Source organism: Anabaena sp. CCY 9910 (genome assembly GCF_963920875.1).
In the GTDB taxonomy this organism is placed as follows: domain Bacteria; phylum Cyanobacteriota; class Cyanobacteriia; order Cyanobacteriales; family Nostocaceae; genus Trichormus; species Trichormus variabilis.
The window spans coordinates 1-19,830 of sequence record NZ_CAWUDJ010000033.1 but is presented as its reverse complement, the minus strand read 5'-3'; the positions used below and the strand labels follow the sequence as shown (position 1 = coordinate 19,830).

The following is a 19,830-nucleotide window of genomic DNA, read 5'->3' as shown; positions in this document are numbered from 1 at the left end:
TCAAACCGATTAATCCTCACTAGCTGGAAAGGTCTTCTTGGATGCAGAGAATTTTTTTGCCTCTAATACAATTTTGCTAATAAGGTTTTGCTTGGCAACACTATATTGTTATATATTTAAATATTTTTTTACAAAAGAATAAATAAATTAAAATTTAGTGCGTGGTATCGATATAAAACAACATCAAAAATTCTCATAAATAATGGTAGTCTCTACAAGATATAAAGAATAAACATCACTAATTTTAGGTAAGTTTTGATGTCAAAAAAATCCCCCTAATTCAGGTGTTAGTTAACTACTTGAAACTCAACACAAATCAACCTGAATGGCGTTGGCTGGGGGTAGATGATGAGTGAAATCGAGAAAAAATAAGACGTTTACTAATGCTGTGTTGTCAACCATACAGCAAGAAAGTATTTCTTTGATAACCGTAAGTATCTCACACGTAATTTCCAAAGCGTAGAATTTTATGTCTCAGAGCAGTGCAAATACAGCAGCCTTACATTTAAGTGAAAAGCTACCTTTTTCCCTAAAGCGATTAGCAGATTTAGCTTACAACTATTGGTGGAGTTGGAGCGGCGATCGCCTAGCATTATTTCAAGCCATTGATCCCCAAGAGTGGGAACGCTGCGGACATAACCCAGTGGCAATTTTAGAGTCAGTCAGTTACGAACGCCTCACCCAGTTAGCTGAAGACCCGTTTTATCTCAAGCAAGTTTCTGCCTTGGCGCAGGAGTTTGACCAGTATATTAATCAGAAAGATACTTGGGTGAGTCGAGTAGCACCTCAAGTTACTCACAACAACCCGGTTGCTTATTTTTGTGCCGAATTTGGTATCCATGAATCTCTGCCAATTTACTCTGGTGGTCTGGGGATTTTGGCTGGGGATCACCTAAAATCGTCATCGGATTTGGGTGTACCGTTGGTGGGTATTGGCTTGTTATATCGCCAAGGTTATTTTCGTCAACGCTTGAGCCGTCAAGGTTGGCAAGAAGATTATTATGTGGATAATTCCTTCCACCGGATGCCCATTGAGTTGATTAAAAATGAGCATGGGGAACCACTAACAATTCAATTGGAGATTCGCCAGCGCCAGGTAACAGTGCAAATCTGGCGAGTGCAAGTAGGCAGGGTAAGTTTATATTTACTCGATAGCGATCGCCATGACAATGATCCCATTGACCGTTGGTTAACAGGACATTTATACGGTGGGAATACAGAAACCCGCATCGCCCAAGAAGTCGTCTTAGGAATTGGCGGTGTCCGGGCGTTGCAAGCCTTGGGAATCAAACCTTCTGTCTATCACCTCAACGAAGGTCACGCCGCTTTCTGTACCCTAGAAATTGCCCGTCTGGAAATCGAACGCACAGGTAAATCCTTCTACGACATTGAAGCCAGTGTGCGGAAAAGTTGCGTATTCACAACCCATACACCAGTTCCCGCCGGTCATGATGTCTTCTCCCCCGATTTAATAGACTCCTTCTTTGCCCACTACTGGACACAATTACGCCTCTCCCGCGAACAATTCTTAGCATTAGGCGCACGGCGATTAGGAGATCCTTGGGAACCCTTCGGTATGACCGTTTTAGCCCTGCGGATGTCTCGCGCTTGTAACGGTGTGAGTGAACTACATGGTCAAGTATCCCGCAAGATGTGGACTGTCCTCTATCCCCAACGCACAGAAGAGAAAGTACCCATTGGTTACATTACCAATGGTGTACACGCACCCACATGGACAGCACCCTTATTAGCCGACTTATATAATCAATACTTAGGTGCAGACTGGAGAACTCGCGCCATTGATCCCCAAACGTGGGCAAAAGTTGACGACATCCCCAATGAGGAATTATGGTCACGCCATCTCATCCTCAAAGAAAGATTAGTCGCATATACCCGTTATAAAGTCAGAAAGTCACGGGAACATCGGGGTGAAGACCACAGACTAATTCAAGCCAGCGATAGTCTACTTGATCCCAAAATCTTGACAATTGGTTTTGCTAGACGCTTCAGCCCTTACAAACGTGGCGATTTAATTTTACGTGATGCAGAACGGGCGTTACGGATTTTCAGCAACGCTGAACGTCCAGTGCAGATAGTGTTTGCCGGCAAAGCCCACCCAGCCGATGAAGAAGGTAAGCGGATTATCCAACGCTTGATGGAATGGTGTCATAATTCAGGCATTATTAACCGCGTCGCCTTTATTGAAGATTACGACATTTACACCGGACAAAAATTAGTCCAAGGTGTGGATGTGTGGTTAAATAATCCCCGTCGTCCTCTAGAAGCATCGGGAACAAGTGGACAGAAAGTCTGCTTTAACGGTGGGATTAATTGCAGCGTCCTTGACGGTTGGTGGTGTGAAGGTTATCAAGCCGACGCAAATGGTAAAGGCTTAAATGGTTGGGCGATTGGTGAAGATGCTCACACCAGCGACCAAGAATTACAAGACCGCATTGACTCCCAATCCCTGTATAAGTTGCTAGAAGAGGAAATTGTACCTCTATACTACGACCAAGATGCCAACGGGATTCCCCATCGTTGGGTGCAAGTCATGAAAGCATCCATCAAAACCAATGCACCATTATTTAATACCGACAGAATGATTGCTGACTACGTTACACAGGTGTATGTGCCAGAAATCTCTACTGTTGTACCACCAATTTTAGCTAAAGTTCTGCTGTAGCTAATAATCTAAGTTTCCTGGTTCGGTAGAGGGGTAGTATATCTACCCCTTTTTTTGGTAATTGGTGATAAGGATTAATTAAATTATCTAGCCTTTATTGCAACAGTGGATTATAACGATACAAAAACCAGCATCCTGATTCTACCAGGGCTTTTTGTTGGTTCATGAATCTTTATTCTCCTGCTTGTTGTTTGAGTAATTCTACCAAAGTATCAGATAGCCACAAATCGGCATCACGCAAAGCTTGGATTGCAGGAGATATACTTGCAATGAGTCCAGGTCTTTTTGCTAATATCAGTAAACCTCCCGTTCCAATTGTAGTAATTCCTAAAGCTTGACCACAACGGCGCGCTGCCCTATCGTCAACAATAGCAGCAAATTCTGAATTTTGTAGTGCCAAACTCAATACTTGTGATTCTCCTTTTCCCAAATCCCAAGCTGCTACTTCAGGTACAATAATCTTAACTTCTACCGTTTGTATCCACGAAATACTTGGTAATAGTTTTGATGCGGTGTCATTTTTCGTTGTAATTTCTTCAATAACACCGGATGGTACTAAAATTTCTGTAAATAATTGTGGGATTAATTGAGCTTGTTGACTTTTTAAAAGAACAATTAAAGGTGAAGAGTTAACAATGACGCGACTAATCGACATTCATCAGTTCCTCTGCTAATTCTTGAGCCGTATATTGCATAAAATCTACTTGATAGCGTGCTAAAGCATTGATGAATTCAGCACGAGTCAATCCAGAAATTTCTGCTGCTTTAGCTTGTGATATTTCACCTAATTCATACCATTTAACTGCTGCTGCAATTCGCATTTCTTGAACAAATTCTTCAGGGTTTTTGCGGAGTGCTGAAAATACTGTTTCTGGTAATTGAATTGCTACAGTTCGCATAATAATGATAAATTATAATTATTTTATATTTTTATTATAAAGCAATTTTGAGTTAGCGGAAAAATTATAGAAATTCCCAGTTAAGTGAGGTACAGATAATATTTTGAAACGCAAAGGAACGCAAAGTAAAACGCAGAGGTACGCAGAGATTTGTACCTCAGTAGACCAGGAAACGCTGTATAACTCCGACTTATCGAAGAAATCGGGGTTATGGAAAAGAGCGATCGCCTGTAGATTAGAGATGGTAAAGTAGAGACTGTTATCTATCTTAATAGTATTCAATCACCTCTTGTTAACTGTTTGAATAATCTGTATTGCTTTTAGCGGCTAATTCTAAATTTGCAGTGTTTGTTACTCCATAAAGGAATTGTTCAAATAGCTGAAAAAATTTATAAAAAGCATCTTTTTCATCAGTGGAATTTGCGAGGATAATACTATCCCAACTTTGACTGGTATTAATATTAAATTTACTCTGTATCCATTCTTGAAAATTATCAAACAATTAGTGGCGAGTCCAAGCTCCCACTAATTGTCTTTAATTTTGAATTTTGAATTTTTAATTTTGAATTGGAGCGAAGCGACTTGACAAAAATAGTAATAGGTAATAGGCAAGAACAACCCATTAGAGACTATTTATAAAGTAAATATTAAGTAGGGTGTGTTACGGCTATGAAAGGATTTGGGACTCAGAGACAAGAAAATTTAGCCGTAACGCACCATCCGGCGGTGCGTTAGGCGCGAGGATAGTTATTTTGTGACCAATCATCAGGGAAATGAGCGCCTAACACACCCTACAATAATTTTATTTTTGCTTTATAAATAACCTCTTACCCATTACCCATTAACTATTACCTATTCGCCAAATATTGATACATCTGCCAACGTGCATCAACTTCAGCTTGTGCTTGTGCTAGTAGTTGTTTAGCTACTTCTGGCTTACTTTTCGTCAGCATTTTGAAGCGATTTTCTTGATACATTGATTGCTCTACTGATTGAGTAGGCGATCGCATATCTAACTGTAAGGGATTTTTGCCCTTTTGTTGCAACAGTGGATTATAACGATACAACAACCAGCGTCCTGATTCTACCAGGGCTTTTTGTTGGTTCATGCCTGTGGTCATGTTGATGCCGTGGGCGATGCAATGGCTGTAGGCAATAATTATAGATGGGCCGTCAAAGGCTTCTGCTTCCAAAAATGCCTTGAGTGTTTGGTCATCTTTCGCACCTAACGCCACACTCGCCACATACACATTACCGTAATTCATCGCCATTAAGCCCATATCTTTCTTTTGTGCAGGCTTACCACTGGCGGCGAACTTAGCGACGGCTGCTTTAGGGGTAGCTTTGGAAGATTGACCCCCGGTGTTAGAATACACTTCTGTATCCATCACCAAAATATTCACATTGCGACCACTCGCCAATATATGGTCGATACCACCAAAGTCAATATCATAAGCCCAACCATCACCGCCGATAATCCAGACGCTTTTCTTCACTAGGTAATCGGCTAAGGATTTGAGATTTTGGATTTTGGATTTGATGCTGGGGTCAAAAGTCTGGATTCCATCTAACTGTTGCTTTAACAACGCTATTCTTTCCCGTTGTTCCCAGATATCAGCCTCAGTTTTCTGTTCTGCATTGAGGATGGACTGAACCAGATTATCCCCCACTTCTGCACTGAACTGTTGCAGTAGTTCCGCCGCAAATTCTGCTTGTTTATCTAACGAGAGACGGTAGCCAAAACCAAACTCGGCGTTATCTTCAAATAGACTATTAGACCAAGCCGGGCCTCGTCCTTCGCTGTTTTTCGTCCAAGGGGTGGTGGGGAGGTTTCCGCCGTAAATGGAAGAACAACCAGTGGCGTTGGCAATAACCGCGCGATCGCCAAATAATTGTGTTAATAGTTTTACATAAGGTGTCTCACCACAACCAGCACAAGCACCAGAAAATTCAAATAGAGGTTCTTGCAGTTGTTGTTGACGAATCTGGTTAAGTTTTAACTTGCGTCGGTCAGGATTAGGCAAATTCAAGAAGAAATCCCAATTCTCTCTCTCCTGTTCCCTTAAGGGTAGCTGATTTGCCATGTTAATCGCCTTCAGGGATGGCTCGGATTTATTTTTGGCTGGGCAGACATTTACACAAATAGCGCAGCCTGTACAGTCTTCTGGAGCCACTTGGATAGTGAATTTTTGGTTAGCAAAGTCTCTATCTTTAGCATCCACTGACTTAAAAGTAGGCGGTGCATTCTCTAACTCACCTGGCTGATAAACCTTAGCGCGAATTGCAGCGTGGGGACAAACCATCACACACTTACTACATTGCACGCAGACATCCGTGTCCCACACCGGAATTTCTTGCGCGACGTTGCGCTTCTCCCATTTAGCCGTACCTGTGGGAAATGTCCCATCAGGTGGTAGTGTACTTACAGGTAAGTCATCACCTTGCCACACCATGATTTTTCCCAGAATGTCCCGGACAAACTTGGGCGCGCTGGTGGGAAAGGGACTTTGGCTAGATAGGAGTGCTTCTTCATCTATCCATTTCCCTTTTTCCTCAAGAGGAATCTTCACCTCATGTAAATTTTCTAGGGTCTGGTCTACCGCTTGCAGATTCATCCGGACAACTTCCGCCCCTTTCTTACCATAGGTCTTTTCTATCGCTTGTTTTATTTTGGCGATCGCTTGCGCTTCTGGCAAGACCCCCGCCAAAGCAAAAAAGCACACCTGCATAATGGTGTTAATGCGTCCACCCATACCACTGTCACGGGCGACTTGATTGGCGTTGATGACGTAGAGTTTGAGTTGCTTGTCTAGAATTTGCTGCTGTACTTTCAGGGGTAAATTTTCCCAAACAGCACCCGCATCATAAGGACTATTTAACAATATAGTCGCTCCTTGTGCAGCAGCTTTTAAAACTTCGATACGTTCCAAAAATCCCCAGTGATGACAACCAATAAAATTGGCTTGGTCAATTAAGTAAGTAGAACGTATGGGTTGAGAACCGAAGCGCAGGTGAGAAACGGTCATGGAGCCGGATTTTTTGGAGTCGTAGACAAAATACCCTTGGGCGTAGTTGTCTGTTCCTTCCCCAATAATCTTAATTGAGTTTTTATTCGCCCCTACTGTACCATCGGAACCCAACCCGTAGAACATCGCCCGGACAACGTTATCCGGTTCAGTAGAGAAACTGGGGTCATATTCCAGGGATGTATGCGTTACATCATCATTAATCCCGATAGTAAAGTGATTCTTCGGCGTAGCTTGTGCCAAATTATCAAACACAGCCTTCACCATCGCCGGTGTAAATTCCTTCGAGGATAACCCATAACGCCCACCAATAATTTTGGGAACTGGGGACTGGGGACTGGGGACTGGGGAATTATTTTTATTTACCCATCCTTCATGAATCGCTGTAACTACATCTTGATATAACGGTTCCCCCGCGCTTCCCGGTTCCTTGGTGCGGTCGAGGACTGCGATCGCCTGTACACTATTGGGTAAAGCCTGGATAAATCTCTCTACATCGAAGGGGCGAAATAGTCTGACTTTGAGAACACCCACCTTTTCCCCACGGGCGTTGAGATAATCTACTGTCTCATGTACCGTCTCACAGCCGGAACCCATGAGAATAATTAGGCGATCGGCATCACTTGCGCCGTGGTATTCATATATTTGATAATATCTCCCCGTCCGTTCGCCGAATTTATCCATAATCCCTTGGACAATTTCCGGACAAGCATTGTAGTAAGGGTTTGCACCTTCACGGGCTTGGAAAAAGACATCAGGATTTTGGGCTGTCCCCCGCAACAGAGGACTATCTGGAGTCAGGGCGCGGGCGCGGTGTGCAAATATTTTATCTTCATTAATGAGCGATCGCACATCATCATCTGATAAAAGTTCCACTTTCTGCACTTCATGGGAGGTACGGAAGCCATCAAAGAAATGTAAAAATGAAACCCTTGTATCTAAAGTAGCCGCATGGGCGATTAAAGCGAAATCGTGGCTTTCCTGCACCGAAGCCGAACACAGCATCGCAAACCCAGTACCACGAGCCGCCATCACATCACTATGGTCACCAAAAATTGATAGGGCGTGGGTAGCTAAGGAACGGGCTGCAACGTGAACCACCATACTAGTCAGTTCACCCCCAATTTTGTAGAGATTGGGAATCATCAACAACAGCCCTTGAGAGGCGGTGAAAGTCGTACTCAAGGAACCCGTTTGCAAAGCCCCATGCACCGCACCAGCCGCCCCGCCTTCGCTTTGCATCTGTACCACACTGGGAACTGTACCCCACAGGTTAGGACGACCTTCCGCCATCCAAGCATCAGCCCATTCACCCATTGCTGAAGAGGGGGTGATGGGATAGATAGCAATTACTTCATTCAGTTTATAAGCAACACGGGCAACAGCTTCATTGCCGTCAATAGTTGCAAAAGTTTGGCTCATAATTTTATCCTTGTCCTAGCCCTAAACTGCACTTTCAGAATGTAGAGATAGAAGAATGAGAAATAGCCAGAACCAGGGAATTAAATATATTTAATGAATGGTAATAGGTAATAGCTAATAAGTAATTGTTCTTTACCATTACCAATTCCCAATTACCTATTTCACAGATATTATCAGTATTCAACGGGAAGTGATAGCATTATCAAAACAAGTATTTATATGCGGCTACTGATTCGACTTTCTACAAATATTCCATAGGTCAGTATCTCATCCGCAATACCTTATATATATACGATCTATTAACGATGTACTCTATTGGGAAACTGCCTAACTAATCGGCTTTTTAGCTAATTAATTGCATTTTCTGGGGTAGAGGTTCGGGATGATTTCCACTATCTTTTAACTGTGGACTATTGACTATTGACTATTGACTATTGACTATTGACGAATATTTTCCGATTTTGGCTGCTTGAAAACAGAAGACGGTCGCGGTATAGATTGTTCCCGTAACAAGAGTAAAGGAATACTTAAAAACCCCAAAATCATCACAACTCCAGTCATCAACCATACTGCCAATCGATTAGGTTGATAGTCACCTCGTTCTATTTGCCAGAATACCTGATTGTAACGCCACGCAGCTAGAGCGATCGCCAAAATCCCCACAAGTACTAAAGTAATCCCTAAATTCTCTGAGTTGAATAGAGGATTGACATAAGTTTCCTTTTGTGAAATTGCCGTATCAAGCTGACGCAAAAATAACCCAAATCTCGCAATAGCAAAACCAAAACCAATCAAGGCGATAGAAGTTCGTAACCAAGCTAAAAAAGTACGTTCATTCGCTTGATGCTCTCGCTGACGGTCTATTTTCGGCAGCTTATTCATAAAGTAATTGGTTCTTTGGCTTAGAGGAATACCAAGACTGAAATATTATCAGCAAAAGCTATTTTCTCTATCATTCCCCAGTAATAATTAACGTAAGGACTTCCAGTAAAAATATCCAAATGTAGGGTGCGTCAGTGCGATAGAACCTAACTATACTCAGAAATTATTCATACTGACGCACCCTACCAGACCAGATAATTGATTTTTTGGTGTTCCTAAGTATCTGTAGGGTAGGCAATGCCCACCATATCCCAATACGGTTCAGTTAAGAGAATAGTAGGTTGGGTGGAGCGATAGCGTAACCCAACAAAGTCTTGAGAATGTTGGGTTCCGTTCCTCCACCCAACCTACATACAGTTCTAAGTAATGAGGTAGGCGTGAATAGTTAAACTCTCCGAAGAAAGCAATGGGATAAAATTGTATATAAATGTTAAGGCTCATTAAGGCTCTATTTTCATGAATTGGTTGCTTTCTACACTGATATTTTTTTTAACACTACTGGCAGCAGGTATCGCGTTATATCTCATTACTGCTAGACGTTATCAATCATCTAACTCCGTAGCCAATTCCTACGACCAGTGGACTGAAGACGGTATTTTAGAGTTTTACTGGGGCGAACACATCCATTTAGGTCATTATGGTTCGCCACCGCAAAGGAAAGATTTTCTGGCAGCTAAATCTGATTTTGTCCATGAAATGGTGCGTTGGGGTGGTTTGGATAAATTACCCCCTGGTACTACCCTGTTAGATGTTGGTTGTGGAATTGGGGGAAGTAGTCGCATTTTGGCACGGGATTATGGATTTGCCGTTACAGGTATCACCATCAGCCCCCAACAAGTCCAACGCGCCCAAGAATTAACACCTCAGGAACTGAATGCACAGTTTTTGGTGGATGATGCAATGGCGCTTTCTTTCCCAGATGGTAGTTTTGATGTAGTTTGGTCAATTGAAGCTGGCCCACATATGCCAGATAAAGCCATTTTTGCCAAAGAATTGATGCGGGTGCTAAAGCCTGGTGGAATCATGGTTTTAGCCGACTGGAATCAGCGAGACGATCGCCAAAAACCCCTGAATTTTTGGGAGAAACCAGTAATGCAGCAACTACTAGATCAGTGGTCTCATCCAGCTTTTTCCAGCATCGAAGGCTTTTCTGAGCTTTTGGCCGCGACGGGATTAGTAGAAGGGGAGGTAATCACCGCAGACTGGACAAAACAAACACTCCCCTCTTGGCTAGATTCTATCTGGCAAGGAATAGTTAGACCAGAAGGATTAGTGCGTTTTGGTCTATCTGGTTTCATTAAATCTCTGCGAGAAGTGCCTACCCTACTACTGATGAGGTTGGCATTCGGTACGGGACTCTGTAGATTTGGGATGTTCCGCGCTTTACGAGCTAACACTGTAACACCATCAGCAGAACAGACAACTGGGATCAAGGTTGCTCAAAAGTAATCAATTGCGAGATTCCACAAAAATACACTGTGCTGTTTCTCGATCCAAGGCGGTGCGGGTTCTGCCAACCATGATGATATAGGATGGAAAGCGTTGCTCTAGCACCAACTTGCTCCCTGGTAAAATACCGAATGCCATCAGTTTTTGTAGTACTGCTTGATCTTGAGTTCGTAAACTTACTACCGTTTGCGGTTGACCGACTTTGACTGTTGATAAGGCGTTCATATTAAAAGTTCACTCCGAATAATATTAAGCCGAAGTTGACGACATATCCCATGAGGAAAGCAAAGGGAAAAATAAACAGTACTATTGCCAAAGTAGTTTTACTCCCCCGTTCCTTAATCAGCATTTGCAATTGGGCAATACAGGGTAAAAACAAAGTTAAAACGATCGCAGCTATCACTAACTGATTACCTGTCAAGCTTCCCTGTTGCTGCAAATCAAATAGTCCGGCTGCACCATAATCTCGACGGAAAAAGCCATAGAGAAATATGGGCGCTGCTTGTTTTGGCATTCCCAAAGCCAAGGTGAGAGGTTCAATGGCGCGAATAATTACGTCAAATAATCCGGTTAAACGTCCCACCCAAATCAACACAGATGCCCAGATAAATAAGGGTAATACTTCAAAGAAATACCACTTCATCCGCACCCAGGTTTTAGTGAACACATTCCGTAATTTGGGCAGACGTAAAGGGGGAATTTCCATGTAAAACCTGCCGGAAGTCCCAGGTAACAATCTGGCGGTGAGATACCCAACTACTAGGAAGATGGCGGTGATAAAACCTCCCCAAAACAGTAAGGCGGCTGGTTTTTGTGCCAGTAGTCCCACAATTACACCCCACTGTGCTGCACAAGGTATGGCCAGGGAAAGTAAAAAGGTGGCAATTAATCGTTCACGTTTGGTTTCTAAGGTGCGGGTGACTATTGTTGCCATTGTGTCGCACCCCAAGCCCAATACCATCGGAATCACCGCACGACCCGATAAACCAACGGATTTGAATAAGCGATCCAGCATTAAAGACAAACGTGGAAGATAGCCGCTATCTTCTAGTAACGAGAACATCAAGAAGTAAGTGGCAACTACAGGTAAAACGATCGCCGTAGCATAACGGATTCCCAAGGTGATAATGCCATAATCATGAGCAATCAAGTCTTGAATTGGTCGCCAGGGAATGATTTGTGCCGCGACTTGGTTGACTAATGGGTTAATTTGTGATTCAAAAAAGCTTTCGATGCGATCTACTAGTTCCCCTGCACCAAATTCACCGACAAATTTGTAAACTCCGTAGTAAAGAATGACCACAAGAATGGGGAATCCAGTAATAGGATTGACCGTGAGTTGGTGGAGTGTTTCTGTAATCGATGATCGCGCTTCTCTGGTTTCATGCAAAACTGCCCTTTCTATTATCCGAGCCTGATTTTGACGAGTATTGGCGATCGCTAGTCCTAAAGGCTGATGAAGTTGATTTTGGGTAACAGTAATCAAAACTTCCAGATGACGACACTGTTCTTGGTCTTGTTCTAATATTTGCCATAATCCTGGGTCTTTCTGTAACAGCAATAAAGCCAGGCTACGAGGTGATAATGAGTAATTATGAAATAAATAGCGATTGCCCAATGTCTGCCACCACGATTCTATTTGAGCGATCGCTGCTTCAATTGGTTCTGGATAGATAACTTGGCTAATCATGCCCTTTTCTCCTGATCTCAAATACTCACGCTGGTATCATTGCAGTCTGAACTGGCAGGAGCGAGGCTATCCTATGTCGCAATTCATCTATACCTTGGTTCAAAGCAGCCGCCATACAAACTACTGGAACTTCTAATTCCATCTCCAGCAAGTCTGGTCGTAAATCTAACCCCCAACGATGGGCTTCATCCATCATGTTGACAGCGAGTAAAATCGGCAGACCAGCTTCTATCAGTTGAAAAGTTAAAGGCAGCATTCTTCCCAAGTTTTTAGCATCTACCACATGAACCACAGCTGCTACAGGTTCTAAAAGCAATAAATCTCTGGCAACTTTTTCTTCTTCACTGATGGGTAATAGTGAATACATTCCTGGTGTATCAATCACTGTGATGCTTTGTTCCCCAATCTGCGCTAGTCCACGACTTACTTCTACAGTTGTACCGGGGTAATTAGAAACTGTGACATAAATTCCTGTTAGTGCATTGAACAACACACTCTTACCAACATTGGGCATTCCAACCAAAGCAATTTGGGGATTGTGGGAAACATCCTGAGTAAATGGTTGCTGATTTTTGGGGGAAAATAGCAATTTAGGCGATCGCTTTTTACACGATTGACCCTGAGATTTACATTTGTGACAATCCATCAAAATTTCTCGCTGAGATTAACTGCAAATTATTCTCAACGAGAAACATGAGGAACTTGTGAGGAAATCTCCTAATATCAAGAAACACCCATTACCAATTACCAATTACCAATTACCAATTACCAATTACCTATTCCCTACAATATCCCTCCAAGCTTGCACCACTCCCTGTAAATCCTGCGGCAAGTTATTCTGAGAAACATCGTTGTACTGTACTGTACCGTCTTCGCTGGTCAGAGTGTAGGTAATAAAATCAGCAGCACCTCTAGGGGCTGGGTAATTAATATTTTGGAACTCCTCTGATCTGCGTTCTAGCAACCGTTGAAATTGACGTACCTGCTGCACAGGAATACGGCGCACACTCCGCTCAGAATCATTAGCATCACCAATCCGCACACGGATTAACAAACCATCATCACGTAATACTGTTTCGTAGGTTCTACCCGCAAAGCCACCGCTAGAAATTTCTCGAAATACTACACCTTGATCTAAAGGTGGTGGTAACTCGCTGGGACGAATCGGTACAGGGTTGAGATTACCATCATCTGAGATTGGGGTATCGTTAATTTGATTCCAAGCGGTGATGACAGCTTGTAAATTTGTCGGTACGCTATTTACAGAAATATCATTGTACTCGACCGTACCCTCTTGGCTAGTAAGAGTGTAAGTGATAAAGTCAGCACTGCTTCTGGGCGCAGGGTAGCGCAGATTATTAAATTCACCTCTGTAGCGTTGTAGCAACTGCTGAAATTGCTGTAATTCTTGGCGGCTGAGACGGCGCACACTGCGTTCAGAATCATTCCCATCACCAATCTGCACACGAATTAATCGCCCATCATTGAGCAAAATTGTCTCGTAGGTTCTGCCAGTAAAACCACCACTCGCAATTGAGCGGAAGACCACATTCCTATCTAAAGGTGGCGGTAATTCACTCTGGGAAATAGGTATAGGTTGCACAGAGTTAACATTACCAGTAGTTGTGCTAGCAGCTCGATTGAACTTGACTAAAAAGTTATTGTCAGTGTGATAAACGAACTTTTCCCGGCCTATTGTGACCGTAACACGCCAACCAGGCACTTGGGCGAAAGTACAAATCCCCCCATCTAAATCTAGACAGCCATTACTCCACACCACCCGTTCTGCTTGGGTAATATTTCTCGAACTGACTGCAATCTTGGTTCTACTGCGGTTGGAAGCATCCGCTAACACTTCATCTATAATCGATGTTGGTAAATTTGCACTTGGATTACTTCCAGTTGCTAACCGGACTCTATCACCATTTTCATTACTGACAAATACCCAACGTTGATTCCCAGCACCTACAGTTACTTGCCAACCAGAGACTAAAATTTGATCGCAAGGATTGGGGAAAGTGGAGACTTCACAACCTTCAACCCAGTTAGTCGGTTGAAATTCCACAATACTCAACGCCCTAGTTGGTAATCCTGAGATTTGTCGCGCCTGTACTAACACAGCATTTCTCACATTTTGAGGTAATCTACCTGTGTTAGCTCGTTCATTTAGCCTGACCACAGAACCATTTTGATTGGTGTGATAAATCCAACTTTGTTGACCGCGAGAAACTACAACTCGCCAACCTGGAACTAAAGCCTGAGAACAGAGTTCATCCGGTCGCTGTAGTTCTAAACAACCGTTACGCCAAGTTTGTTGACGATAATCAGTGATTTTCAAAAAGAGGGAAGAAATTCCTGATCGATTTGATAAATCTCGCAACACAGCATTAGCTACAAGGCGCGGTAAGCGGTTCGCTGGAACATTTTGTGCTAAAAAATCGATAGATGAAGCGCTGGCGTTTTTTATCAGTGTCAACTCACTACCAACAGATAGAATGCCAGTCAAAATTAAAGCAGTAATAATTTGAGCCTGTTTAGTATAACGATAAATTGGCAGCATAATTCCTAAGATAAAACGCTGACATCAGCGTCTAGAGTTCAGTATTGCAATGTTCAACAATTAATACGTAACCAGTAAGAACAATTCCGTAATTATTCCCAAAATGAAATATCTTCTGATGTAGATGTGAAGATAGACACTTCTATATTAATCAGACTTACGTATGAAAACGCAATATCAAGGGTTTATGGGTGTAAGGGTGTAGGGGTATTGTTTGAAACACTTACACCTGGTCTCAAAATAAAATCTGGGTGCGTAAGCCCTAATTGATTTTTTGTTACTAAGTATTTCAAGAGAAATGGGAAACAGGAAAAAGTAAGTATTTGTAGTAGGGTGGGCAATGCCCACCGAAACCATGAGCCGGTGGGCATTGCCCAACGCCACTTGCTCCAAGCCGGGAAACCCTTTCAGCAGTTACTCCACTTGGGGAAACCCCAAGACCGTACTGCTTCACCAACGCAGTGGCTCCCCTACGTATATTTCAAAAATCAAGTATGAGTCCTATAGAAAACAGGAAAAAGTAAGAGAGTAGAGCAGATAAAACATTTACCTAATCCCCAGTCCCCAGTCCCCAATCACCACCAGCCTTAAGCAGTTAGGGCTGAAGTTTCCATCAGTGGATTTTGACCCGCATCGAATTTAATGGTATTAGCTGCCCAGTTTTTTAAATCGGGTGCTAACCAGATTAATTTCTGAAGAATTTCATCATTTACCCATAATACCAAGGGGAAATGAAAGTCTTTACGAAACTCATCTCGCATGATATTTGTACTGAGAATGAGTTGGTTAATGGCCTCTACAGATTCTAAACCACGAATCATCAGAACTTCGGGTTGAGTATTGCCCAATTTGGTTTTAATGGTTGTGTATAGTGTCTCGTCTGTTGGTGAGAGAGTAATCTCTTGAATGTTGGTTGAAGAAGATGCTTGTAAGGAATTGAGGGTTTGCTGCTGTTTTTTCACAGAGTTGGCACAAGCTAAGATTAGTGAGAACTCGCCAGTAGACAGCATCAGCGACCTTTCTAATCTCTTCATGGCGGCTGTCATATCTGTCAATAGGTCTTGCGAGTTACTTAAGCTGTTCATTATCAACCTTATCCGTGGTTTCTAAAGTTGCTTAACACAGTGTTAAAGTTACTTAGTATGTTGTTATTACTTTTGTAAGTAGCTATTTGATTTTTTATCCTAAGCTTTCGTTATTATTACTTAGAATCACCATAAAGATACACTATTTTTCCCAAATTAGTTAAAAATTTACATAATTATCTAATGAATATAAAGATTATATGGGATTCACAAACAGGTAAGAGCAGAAAATTTTCTAGCTTTTTGAGCAAACAAATCCTATGCCAAAGGTGGTTTCGCTAAGTTTAAAGCAAATTTATCAGCCTTTTATGGCAAGGCTTCTGACCACTAAAAGCTAACAAAATGGTGCAACTTCTGCTTAACTATTACAGTCATGCTTCATGTTTTCTTAGCAGATGTTTATAACGATTTATGAAAGTGTTTGTGAAGTGGTGTAGTGGATCTTTATTACCTAATGTTGCGGCAATTAGAAAGCAAGTCTTCTTTGCCTTAATGATGGTTTTGAGTGTTGTGGCTACGGTGATGCTATCGTTTCCTTTAAAGGCTCAAATTACTCCTAGTGCAGGATTAGCATCTGAATTGAGGGGGGTATGGTTAACCAATATTGATAGTGATGTATTATTTGAACGCGATCGCCTCAAAACATCTTTACAAAATTTAGATAAACTCAACTTCAATACCGTATATCCAGCAGTGTGGAACTGGGGACATACACTTTACCCCAGCAAAGTTGCAGCCAAAGTTATTGGACGAGCGATCGACCCGACCCCAGGATTACAAGGGCGAGATATGCTCAAAGAAATCGTCACGGAGGGACATAAACAAGGATTAACCGTAATTCCCTGGTTTGAGTTTGGGTTCATGGCTCCAGCCGATTCACTCCTCGCCAAAAACCGTCCCCAATGGTTAACCAGTCGCAGCAACGGTAGTCGTATAGTCAAGGAAGGTAAACACGATCGCGTATGGTTAAATCCCTTCCGCCCAGATGTCCAACAATTTATCCAAGATTTAATCGTGGAAATTGTAAGAAACTACGACATCGATGGTATTCAATTTGACGATCATTTCGGCTTACCTTCAGAACTAGGCTACGATGCCTACACAGTAGCTTTATACAAGAAAGAACACCGTGGTCAAGCCCCCTCCAAAAACCCCCGTGATCCGGAATGGCTACGCTGGAGAGCCAGTAAAATTACCAACTTCATGCAAAGAGTATTTAAAGCAATTAAAGCCACTAAAAAAGATTGCTTGGTTTCCGTTGCACCTAATCCTCAGCGTTTCTCCTATGATTACTTTTTAGCAGATTGGCAGAAATGGGAAAGAATGGGACTGATTGAAGAACTGGTATTGCAAATTTACCGGGACGATTTAAACGTTTTTGTTCAAGAATTAGAATATCCAGAAGTCAAAACAGCCAAAGCACATATCCCTGTGAGTATCGGCATTTTATCTGGGTTGAAAAATCGCTCCGTACCCATACAACAGATTCAAACCCAAGTGCAGAAAGTACGCGATCGCAACTTTGCTGGCGTTTCTTTCTTCTTCTACGAAACCCTCTGGAACCTCAGCCAGGAAGCATCTGCAAAACGCCAGGCTGGCTTCCAACAAATATTCACCCAACCAGCCAAATATCCCAATCTGATTACAGGTTGGAAGCCATAAATAAACGCGATACACCACAGAAGAATTGAGGCTTCTGTGGTGTATGGGGCTGCAAAGAATTGCTCCGCGCCAGACTGAACAAGGTGGGTGACACTTATCCTTACCGCGCATTACTAAATAGCAGCCAACTTCATCGAGTGTATTTAAATGAATTGGGGGATATTCGTTCCTTGCCCTTATGGTTAGCGTTGATGGTATTGACGACCATAGATGAAGAACAAGCACCCTCGGAAGCTAGGTATTTATTAACAAGGAGTCAACAGCAAGCATCTCAACCATCAAACCGCGCCATAATAGAGATGATCACAACGATAATGGTGTACAAGTTTGAAAAATTAAGTAAAACAGAGGTAGAAGAAATGTTGGGAATTACACTTAAAGAAACGAGAGTTTATAGAGAGATTAAAGAAGAAGGACGTGAAGAAGGGCGTGAAGAAGGAAGACAGCAAGAAGCGGCTAATTTAGTGATTCGATTGCTAACTAAGCGGTTTGGAGAAATTTCTCAAGAAATGCGATCGCACATTGCCACTCTACCTTTACCGATTCTCGAAGATTTGAGCGAAGCTTTATTAGATTTTACAAGTTTAGCTAATTTACAAGCTTGGTTAGAAGCCCTTTAAGATGAAATTGAGTTTTTAGATCCCCGACTTGGAAAAAGTCGAGGATACAGCCAGATATTAACTAGCCACCAATCCCCAAACGCCCGGCTAAAGCAGGAGTTAGAGGTAAAAGGGTAGTAATCATCAAGAACAAAACAAGCAAGCATAAAGCCGCCCTAGCATCATCGGGTTCGCTAATTTCATTCAAGTTGGGACGTTCTAAATCCCGTTGTAAGAACAAAATTACGATCGCCCAATACATCGCTAGTGCATTACCGAGAGAAACCACAGCCAACACAATTAAAGTAGCAAATGTTGCTCTACCTGCGGTTTTGCGTCCGTAAATTGCCTGGATAATCCGACCACCATCTAAGGAGCCGGCTGGCATTAAGTTTAAAGCGGTGATGACTAACCCTAGCCAACCAATAATTACCAAGGGGTGGACGTTGACTAAAGGTGATTGCAACGCCGAACCGAGGACAACCCGTGCTAGACTACCCACCAAAATTGATCCTTGGAAAAACTGATTGGGTAACTGAAATAAACTGCCTTGGTGGGATAGCAGCAAACCTACAATCAGCATAAGCAAAGAAACAATCCCTCCAGCGATTGGCCCAGCCACCGCAATATCGAATAATACTGAGCGATTGGGTAACAAAGACTCAAAGCGAGTAATTGCCCCAAAAGATCCGATTTGTACAGCCGGCAAAAAGAAAGGCCAGCTCAGGCGGACTTGATGACGGCGAGCAACTAACCAATGCCCAATTTCATGAGCCACTAAAATGGCAAATATCCCCACCCCTATAGGTAAAGCCTCTGGCAATCTGGCTGGGGTGGAAAATAAATCAAAATTCAAGAGTAATCCGGCAGTTTCTAAACTAGTGCCGACAGTTGCTATGGCTAAGATGGCAGAAAACGCCTTCTGTGGTAATGTGGTCGGGCGTGGATCATTAGTGCTGGGTAACACAATCACCACAGGTTTAGTGTCTGTGTTTTCTACTAAAAATAGGCGATACTTGTCACCTAACTTGTCTTGCAAACTCTTACTCAGACGAGTGTGAACCTCTTGGGGTTCGCCGCGTAGATTACCTTTGAAGATAGCACCTTCTTGGTAGGCGATCGTTTCTGTGGCAAAAAAGGTATCAATCCCGAAAATGCCTTTAATCACATTCAAGTCTTCTTCGGGGATTGGCATGATTTCCACAACTACCCCCACTGGTTGCGGGATATTTTCTGGCGCTGGTGAAGATTCAGCCGCCAGCCTTTCCGTTGCCCGTTGCTTGAGGATGGCATCTTGTCCAAGCGATCGCAACTGTCTACCCAAGTAGATGTACAATCCAGCAGAACCCACTACCAAAAATAATATGCCAACGATGTTGATATAAATCCCGGCAGCAAACAAACCAAAAAACAACAGCCAAGGAGCCATTAATACCACCGACTGCAACCAGGCTAAGATTCCGAGTTTACCAAAAGGTCTGGCGCGGTAAAAGCCCCAACCCAAAATGGTGAAAGCTACCAGTAAAATTATTCCCAGTATAGAAGTCTCTGAGGAAGCAAACATTTCCCAACCCTTCGCTGTGAAAGACTAAGCCCGAATTAGGCCGGTGTTATAGATACATTACTAATCATAAATGAGCCAGTGCGTTGGGCGGCTATGCCGACTTGTAGCAAGCGGTGTTTGGCACTTTCGCTTATATCCCCCGCATAAATGACAGGGATTTTACGCATCACGACTCTACCACAAGGTTGTGACCTGCCTGCCCCAATGAAAAAAAGTGTAACTTCCCATCTTTTAGTAGTAGAGAGTAGAAATTGACGTCTAATGTGAATTAAAGAGAATGAGACTGGAAGGTGAGAACATCAATACCAA

At 42.7% G+C, this 19,830-nt stretch carries 15 protein-coding genes and 1 pseudogene; 5 read left to right on the top strand and 11 right to left on the bottom strand.

The annotated features are described in order from the left end of the window. The first annotated feature begins 469 nt into the window (after nt 1-469). A complete protein-coding gene (glgP, locus tag ACM5QX_RS21145; protein ID WP_414755316.1) occupies nt 470-2,683 on the top strand; it encodes an alpha-glucan family phosphorylase in 2,214 nt (737 codons plus the stop codon). 172 nt (nt 2,684-2,855) lie between these two features. Here glgP and ACM5QX_RS21140 read toward each other — a convergent pair whose 3' ends face one another. The 4 genes from ACM5QX_RS21140 to ACM5QX_RS21125 form a co-directional block, all read right to left on the bottom strand. Next, on the bottom strand, nt 2,856-3,338 hold the full coding sequence (locus ACM5QX_RS21140; RefSeq protein WP_414755314.1) for a DUF3368 domain-containing protein: 483 nt from the start codon (nt 3,336-3,338) through the stop codon (nt 2,856-2,858). Next, entirely contained in the window at nt 3,328-3,582 is a 255-nt protein-coding gene (locus ACM5QX_RS21135; RefSeq protein ID WP_414755313.1) for a UPF0175 family protein, read from the bottom strand. Before ACM5QX_RS21135 ends, ACM5QX_RS21140 begins: the two co-directional genes overlap by 11 nt. An 848-nt stretch (nt 3,583-4,430) precedes the next feature. Then, a complete protein-coding gene (gene nifJ / locus ACM5QX_RS21130) occupies nt 4,431-8,030 on the bottom strand; it encodes a pyruvate:ferredoxin (flavodoxin) oxidoreductase (RefSeq protein ID WP_414755312.1) in 3,600 nt (1,199 codons plus the stop codon). Between the two features lie 438 nt (nt 8,031-8,468). Beyond that, nucleotides 8,469-8,912, bottom strand: coding sequence for a YidH family protein (locus tag ACM5QX_RS21125; RefSeq protein WP_414755308.1), 444 nt, complete (start codon nt 8,910-8,912; stop codon nt 8,469-8,471). 456 nt (nt 8,913-9,368) lie between these two features. Between ACM5QX_RS21125 and ACM5QX_RS21120 the strand changes: the two genes are divergently transcribed. After that, nucleotides 9,369-10,361, top strand: coding sequence for a methyltransferase domain-containing protein (locus tag ACM5QX_RS21120; protein ID WP_414755307.1), 993 nt, complete (start codon nt 9,369-9,371; stop codon nt 10,359-10,361). Here ACM5QX_RS21120 and ACM5QX_RS21115 read toward each other — a convergent pair whose 3' ends face one another. The 4 genes from ACM5QX_RS21115 to ACM5QX_RS21100 all read right to left on the bottom strand — a co-directional run bounded on the left by ACM5QX_RS21115 (nt 10,362) and on the right by ACM5QX_RS21100 (nt 14,611). Continuing rightward, nucleotides 10,362-10,586 (bottom strand): FeoA family protein, encoded by a 225-nt coding sequence (locus ACM5QX_RS21115; protein WP_010996278.1) that lies wholly within the window; start codon nt 10,584-10,586, stop codon nt 10,362-10,364. 1 nt (nt 10,587) lies between these two features. After that, complete coding sequence (locus ACM5QX_RS21110) at nt 10,588-12,051, bottom strand: nucleoside recognition domain-containing protein (RefSeq protein ID WP_414755306.1); 1,464 nt, start codon at nt 12,049-12,051, stop codon at nt 10,588-10,590. Nucleotides 12,052-12,076: 25 nt separating this feature from the next. Further along, on the bottom strand, nt 12,077-12,697 hold the full coding sequence (locus ACM5QX_RS21105; protein WP_414755304.1) for a FeoB small GTPase domain-containing protein: 621 nt from the start codon (nt 12,695-12,697) through the stop codon (nt 12,077-12,079). Nucleotides 12,698-12,823: 126 nt separating this feature from the next. After that, complete coding sequence (locus tag ACM5QX_RS21100; protein ID WP_414755303.1) at nt 12,824-14,611, bottom strand: hypothetical protein; 1,788 nt, start codon at nt 14,609-14,611, stop codon at nt 12,824-12,826. A gap of 333 nt (nt 14,612-14,944) precedes the next feature. Between ACM5QX_RS21100 and ACM5QX_RS21095 the strand changes: the two genes are divergently transcribed. Further along, a complete protein-coding gene (locus ACM5QX_RS21095) occupies nt 14,945-15,109 on the top strand; it encodes a hypothetical protein (protein WP_414755302.1) in 165 nt (54 codons plus the stop codon). Between the two features lie 89 nt (nt 15,110-15,198). On the opposite strand, the gene ACM5QX_RS21090 is transcribed toward ACM5QX_RS21095, so the two are convergent. Continuing rightward, a complete protein-coding gene (locus ACM5QX_RS21090) occupies nt 15,199-15,696 on the bottom strand; it encodes a hypothetical protein (RefSeq protein WP_414755301.1) in 498 nt (165 codons plus the stop codon). Nucleotides 15,697-16,107: 411 nt separating this feature from the next. Here ACM5QX_RS21090 and ACM5QX_RS21085 point away from each other — a divergent pair, with 411 nt between their 5' ends. Further along, nucleotides 16,108-17,358 carry a glycoside hydrolase family 10 protein gene (locus tag ACM5QX_RS21085; protein ID WP_414755300.1) on the top strand — a complete coding sequence of 417 codons (1,251 nt, stop codon included), beginning with the start codon at nt 16,108-16,110 and terminating at the stop codon, nt 17,356-17,358. A 44-nt stretch (nt 17,359-17,402) separates the two neighbouring features. Then, nucleotides 17,403-17,978, top strand: a pseudogene (locus ACM5QX_RS21080) (DUF2887 domain-containing protein); the annotation flags it as partial. Between the two features lie 61 nt (nt 17,979-18,039). Here ACM5QX_RS21080 and ACM5QX_RS21075 read toward each other — a convergent pair. Both ACM5QX_RS21075 and ACM5QX_RS21070 read right to left on the bottom strand, forming a co-directional pair. Continuing rightward, nucleotides 18,040-19,521, bottom strand: a complete 1,482-nt coding sequence (locus ACM5QX_RS21075) for a site-2 protease family protein (RefSeq protein WP_414755299.1) — start codon at nt 19,519-19,521, stop codon at nt 18,040-18,042. 35 nt (nt 19,522-19,556) lie between these two features. Beyond that, nucleotides 19,557-19,688: a hypothetical protein gene (locus ACM5QX_RS21070; RefSeq protein WP_255449089.1), complete on the bottom strand. Its 132-nt coding sequence runs from the start codon at nt 19,686-19,688 to the stop codon at nt 19,557-19,559. Nucleotides 19,689-19,830 lie beyond the last annotated feature (142 nt).

Bases quoted from the DNA above. Each gene is read 5' to 3' on its own strand.
- ACM5QX_RS21135 (WP_414755313.1), bottom strand. From the start codon at position 3,582: ATGCGAACTGTAGCAATTCAATTACCAGAAACAGTATTTTCAGCACTC.
- ACM5QX_RS21110 (WP_414755306.1), bottom strand. From the start codon at position 12,051: ATGATTAGCCAAGTTATCTATCCAGAACCAATTGAAGCAGCGATCGCT.
- ACM5QX_RS21105 (WP_414755304.1), bottom strand. From the start codon at position 12,697: ATGGATTGTCACAAATGTAAATCTCAGGGTCAATCGTGTAAAAAGCGA.
- glgP (WP_414755316.1), top strand. From the start codon at position 470: ATGTCTCAGAGCAGTGCAAATACAGCAGCCTTACATTTAAGTGAAAAG.
- ACM5QX_RS21085 (WP_414755300.1), top strand. From the start codon at position 16,108: ATGAAAGTGTTTGTGAAGTGGTGTAGTGGATCTTTATTACCTAATGTT.
- ACM5QX_RS21090 (WP_414755301.1), bottom strand. From the start codon at position 15,696: ATGAACAGCTTAAGTAACTCGCAAGACCTATTGACAGATATGACAGCC.
- ACM5QX_RS21075 (WP_414755299.1), bottom strand. From the start codon at position 19,521: ATGTTTGCTTCCTCAGAGACTTCTATACTGGGAATAATTTTACTGGTA.
- nifJ (WP_414755312.1), bottom strand. From the start codon at position 8,030: ATGAGCCAAACTTTTGCAACTATTGACGGCAATGAAGCTGTTGCCCGT.
- ACM5QX_RS21140 (WP_414755314.1), bottom strand. From the start codon at position 3,338: ATGTCGATTAGTCGCGTCATTGTTAACTCTTCACCTTTAATTGTTCTT.
- ACM5QX_RS21125 (WP_414755308.1), bottom strand. From the start codon at position 8,912: ATGAATAAGCTGCCGAAAATAGACCGTCAGCGAGAGCATCAAGCGAAT.
- ACM5QX_RS21120 (WP_414755307.1), top strand. From the start codon at position 9,369: ATGAATTGGTTGCTTTCTACACTGATATTTTTTTTAACACTACTGGCA.
- ACM5QX_RS21115 (WP_010996278.1), bottom strand. From the start codon at position 10,586: ATGAACGCCTTATCAACAGTCAAAGTCGGTCAACCGCAAACGGTAGTA.
- ACM5QX_RS21100 (WP_414755303.1), bottom strand. From the start codon at position 14,611: ATGCTGCCAATTTATCGTTATACTAAACAGGCTCAAATTATTACTGCT.
- ACM5QX_RS21070 (WP_255449089.1), bottom strand. From the start codon at position 19,688: ATGCGTAAAATCCCTGTCATTTATGCGGGGGATATAAGCGAAAGTGCC.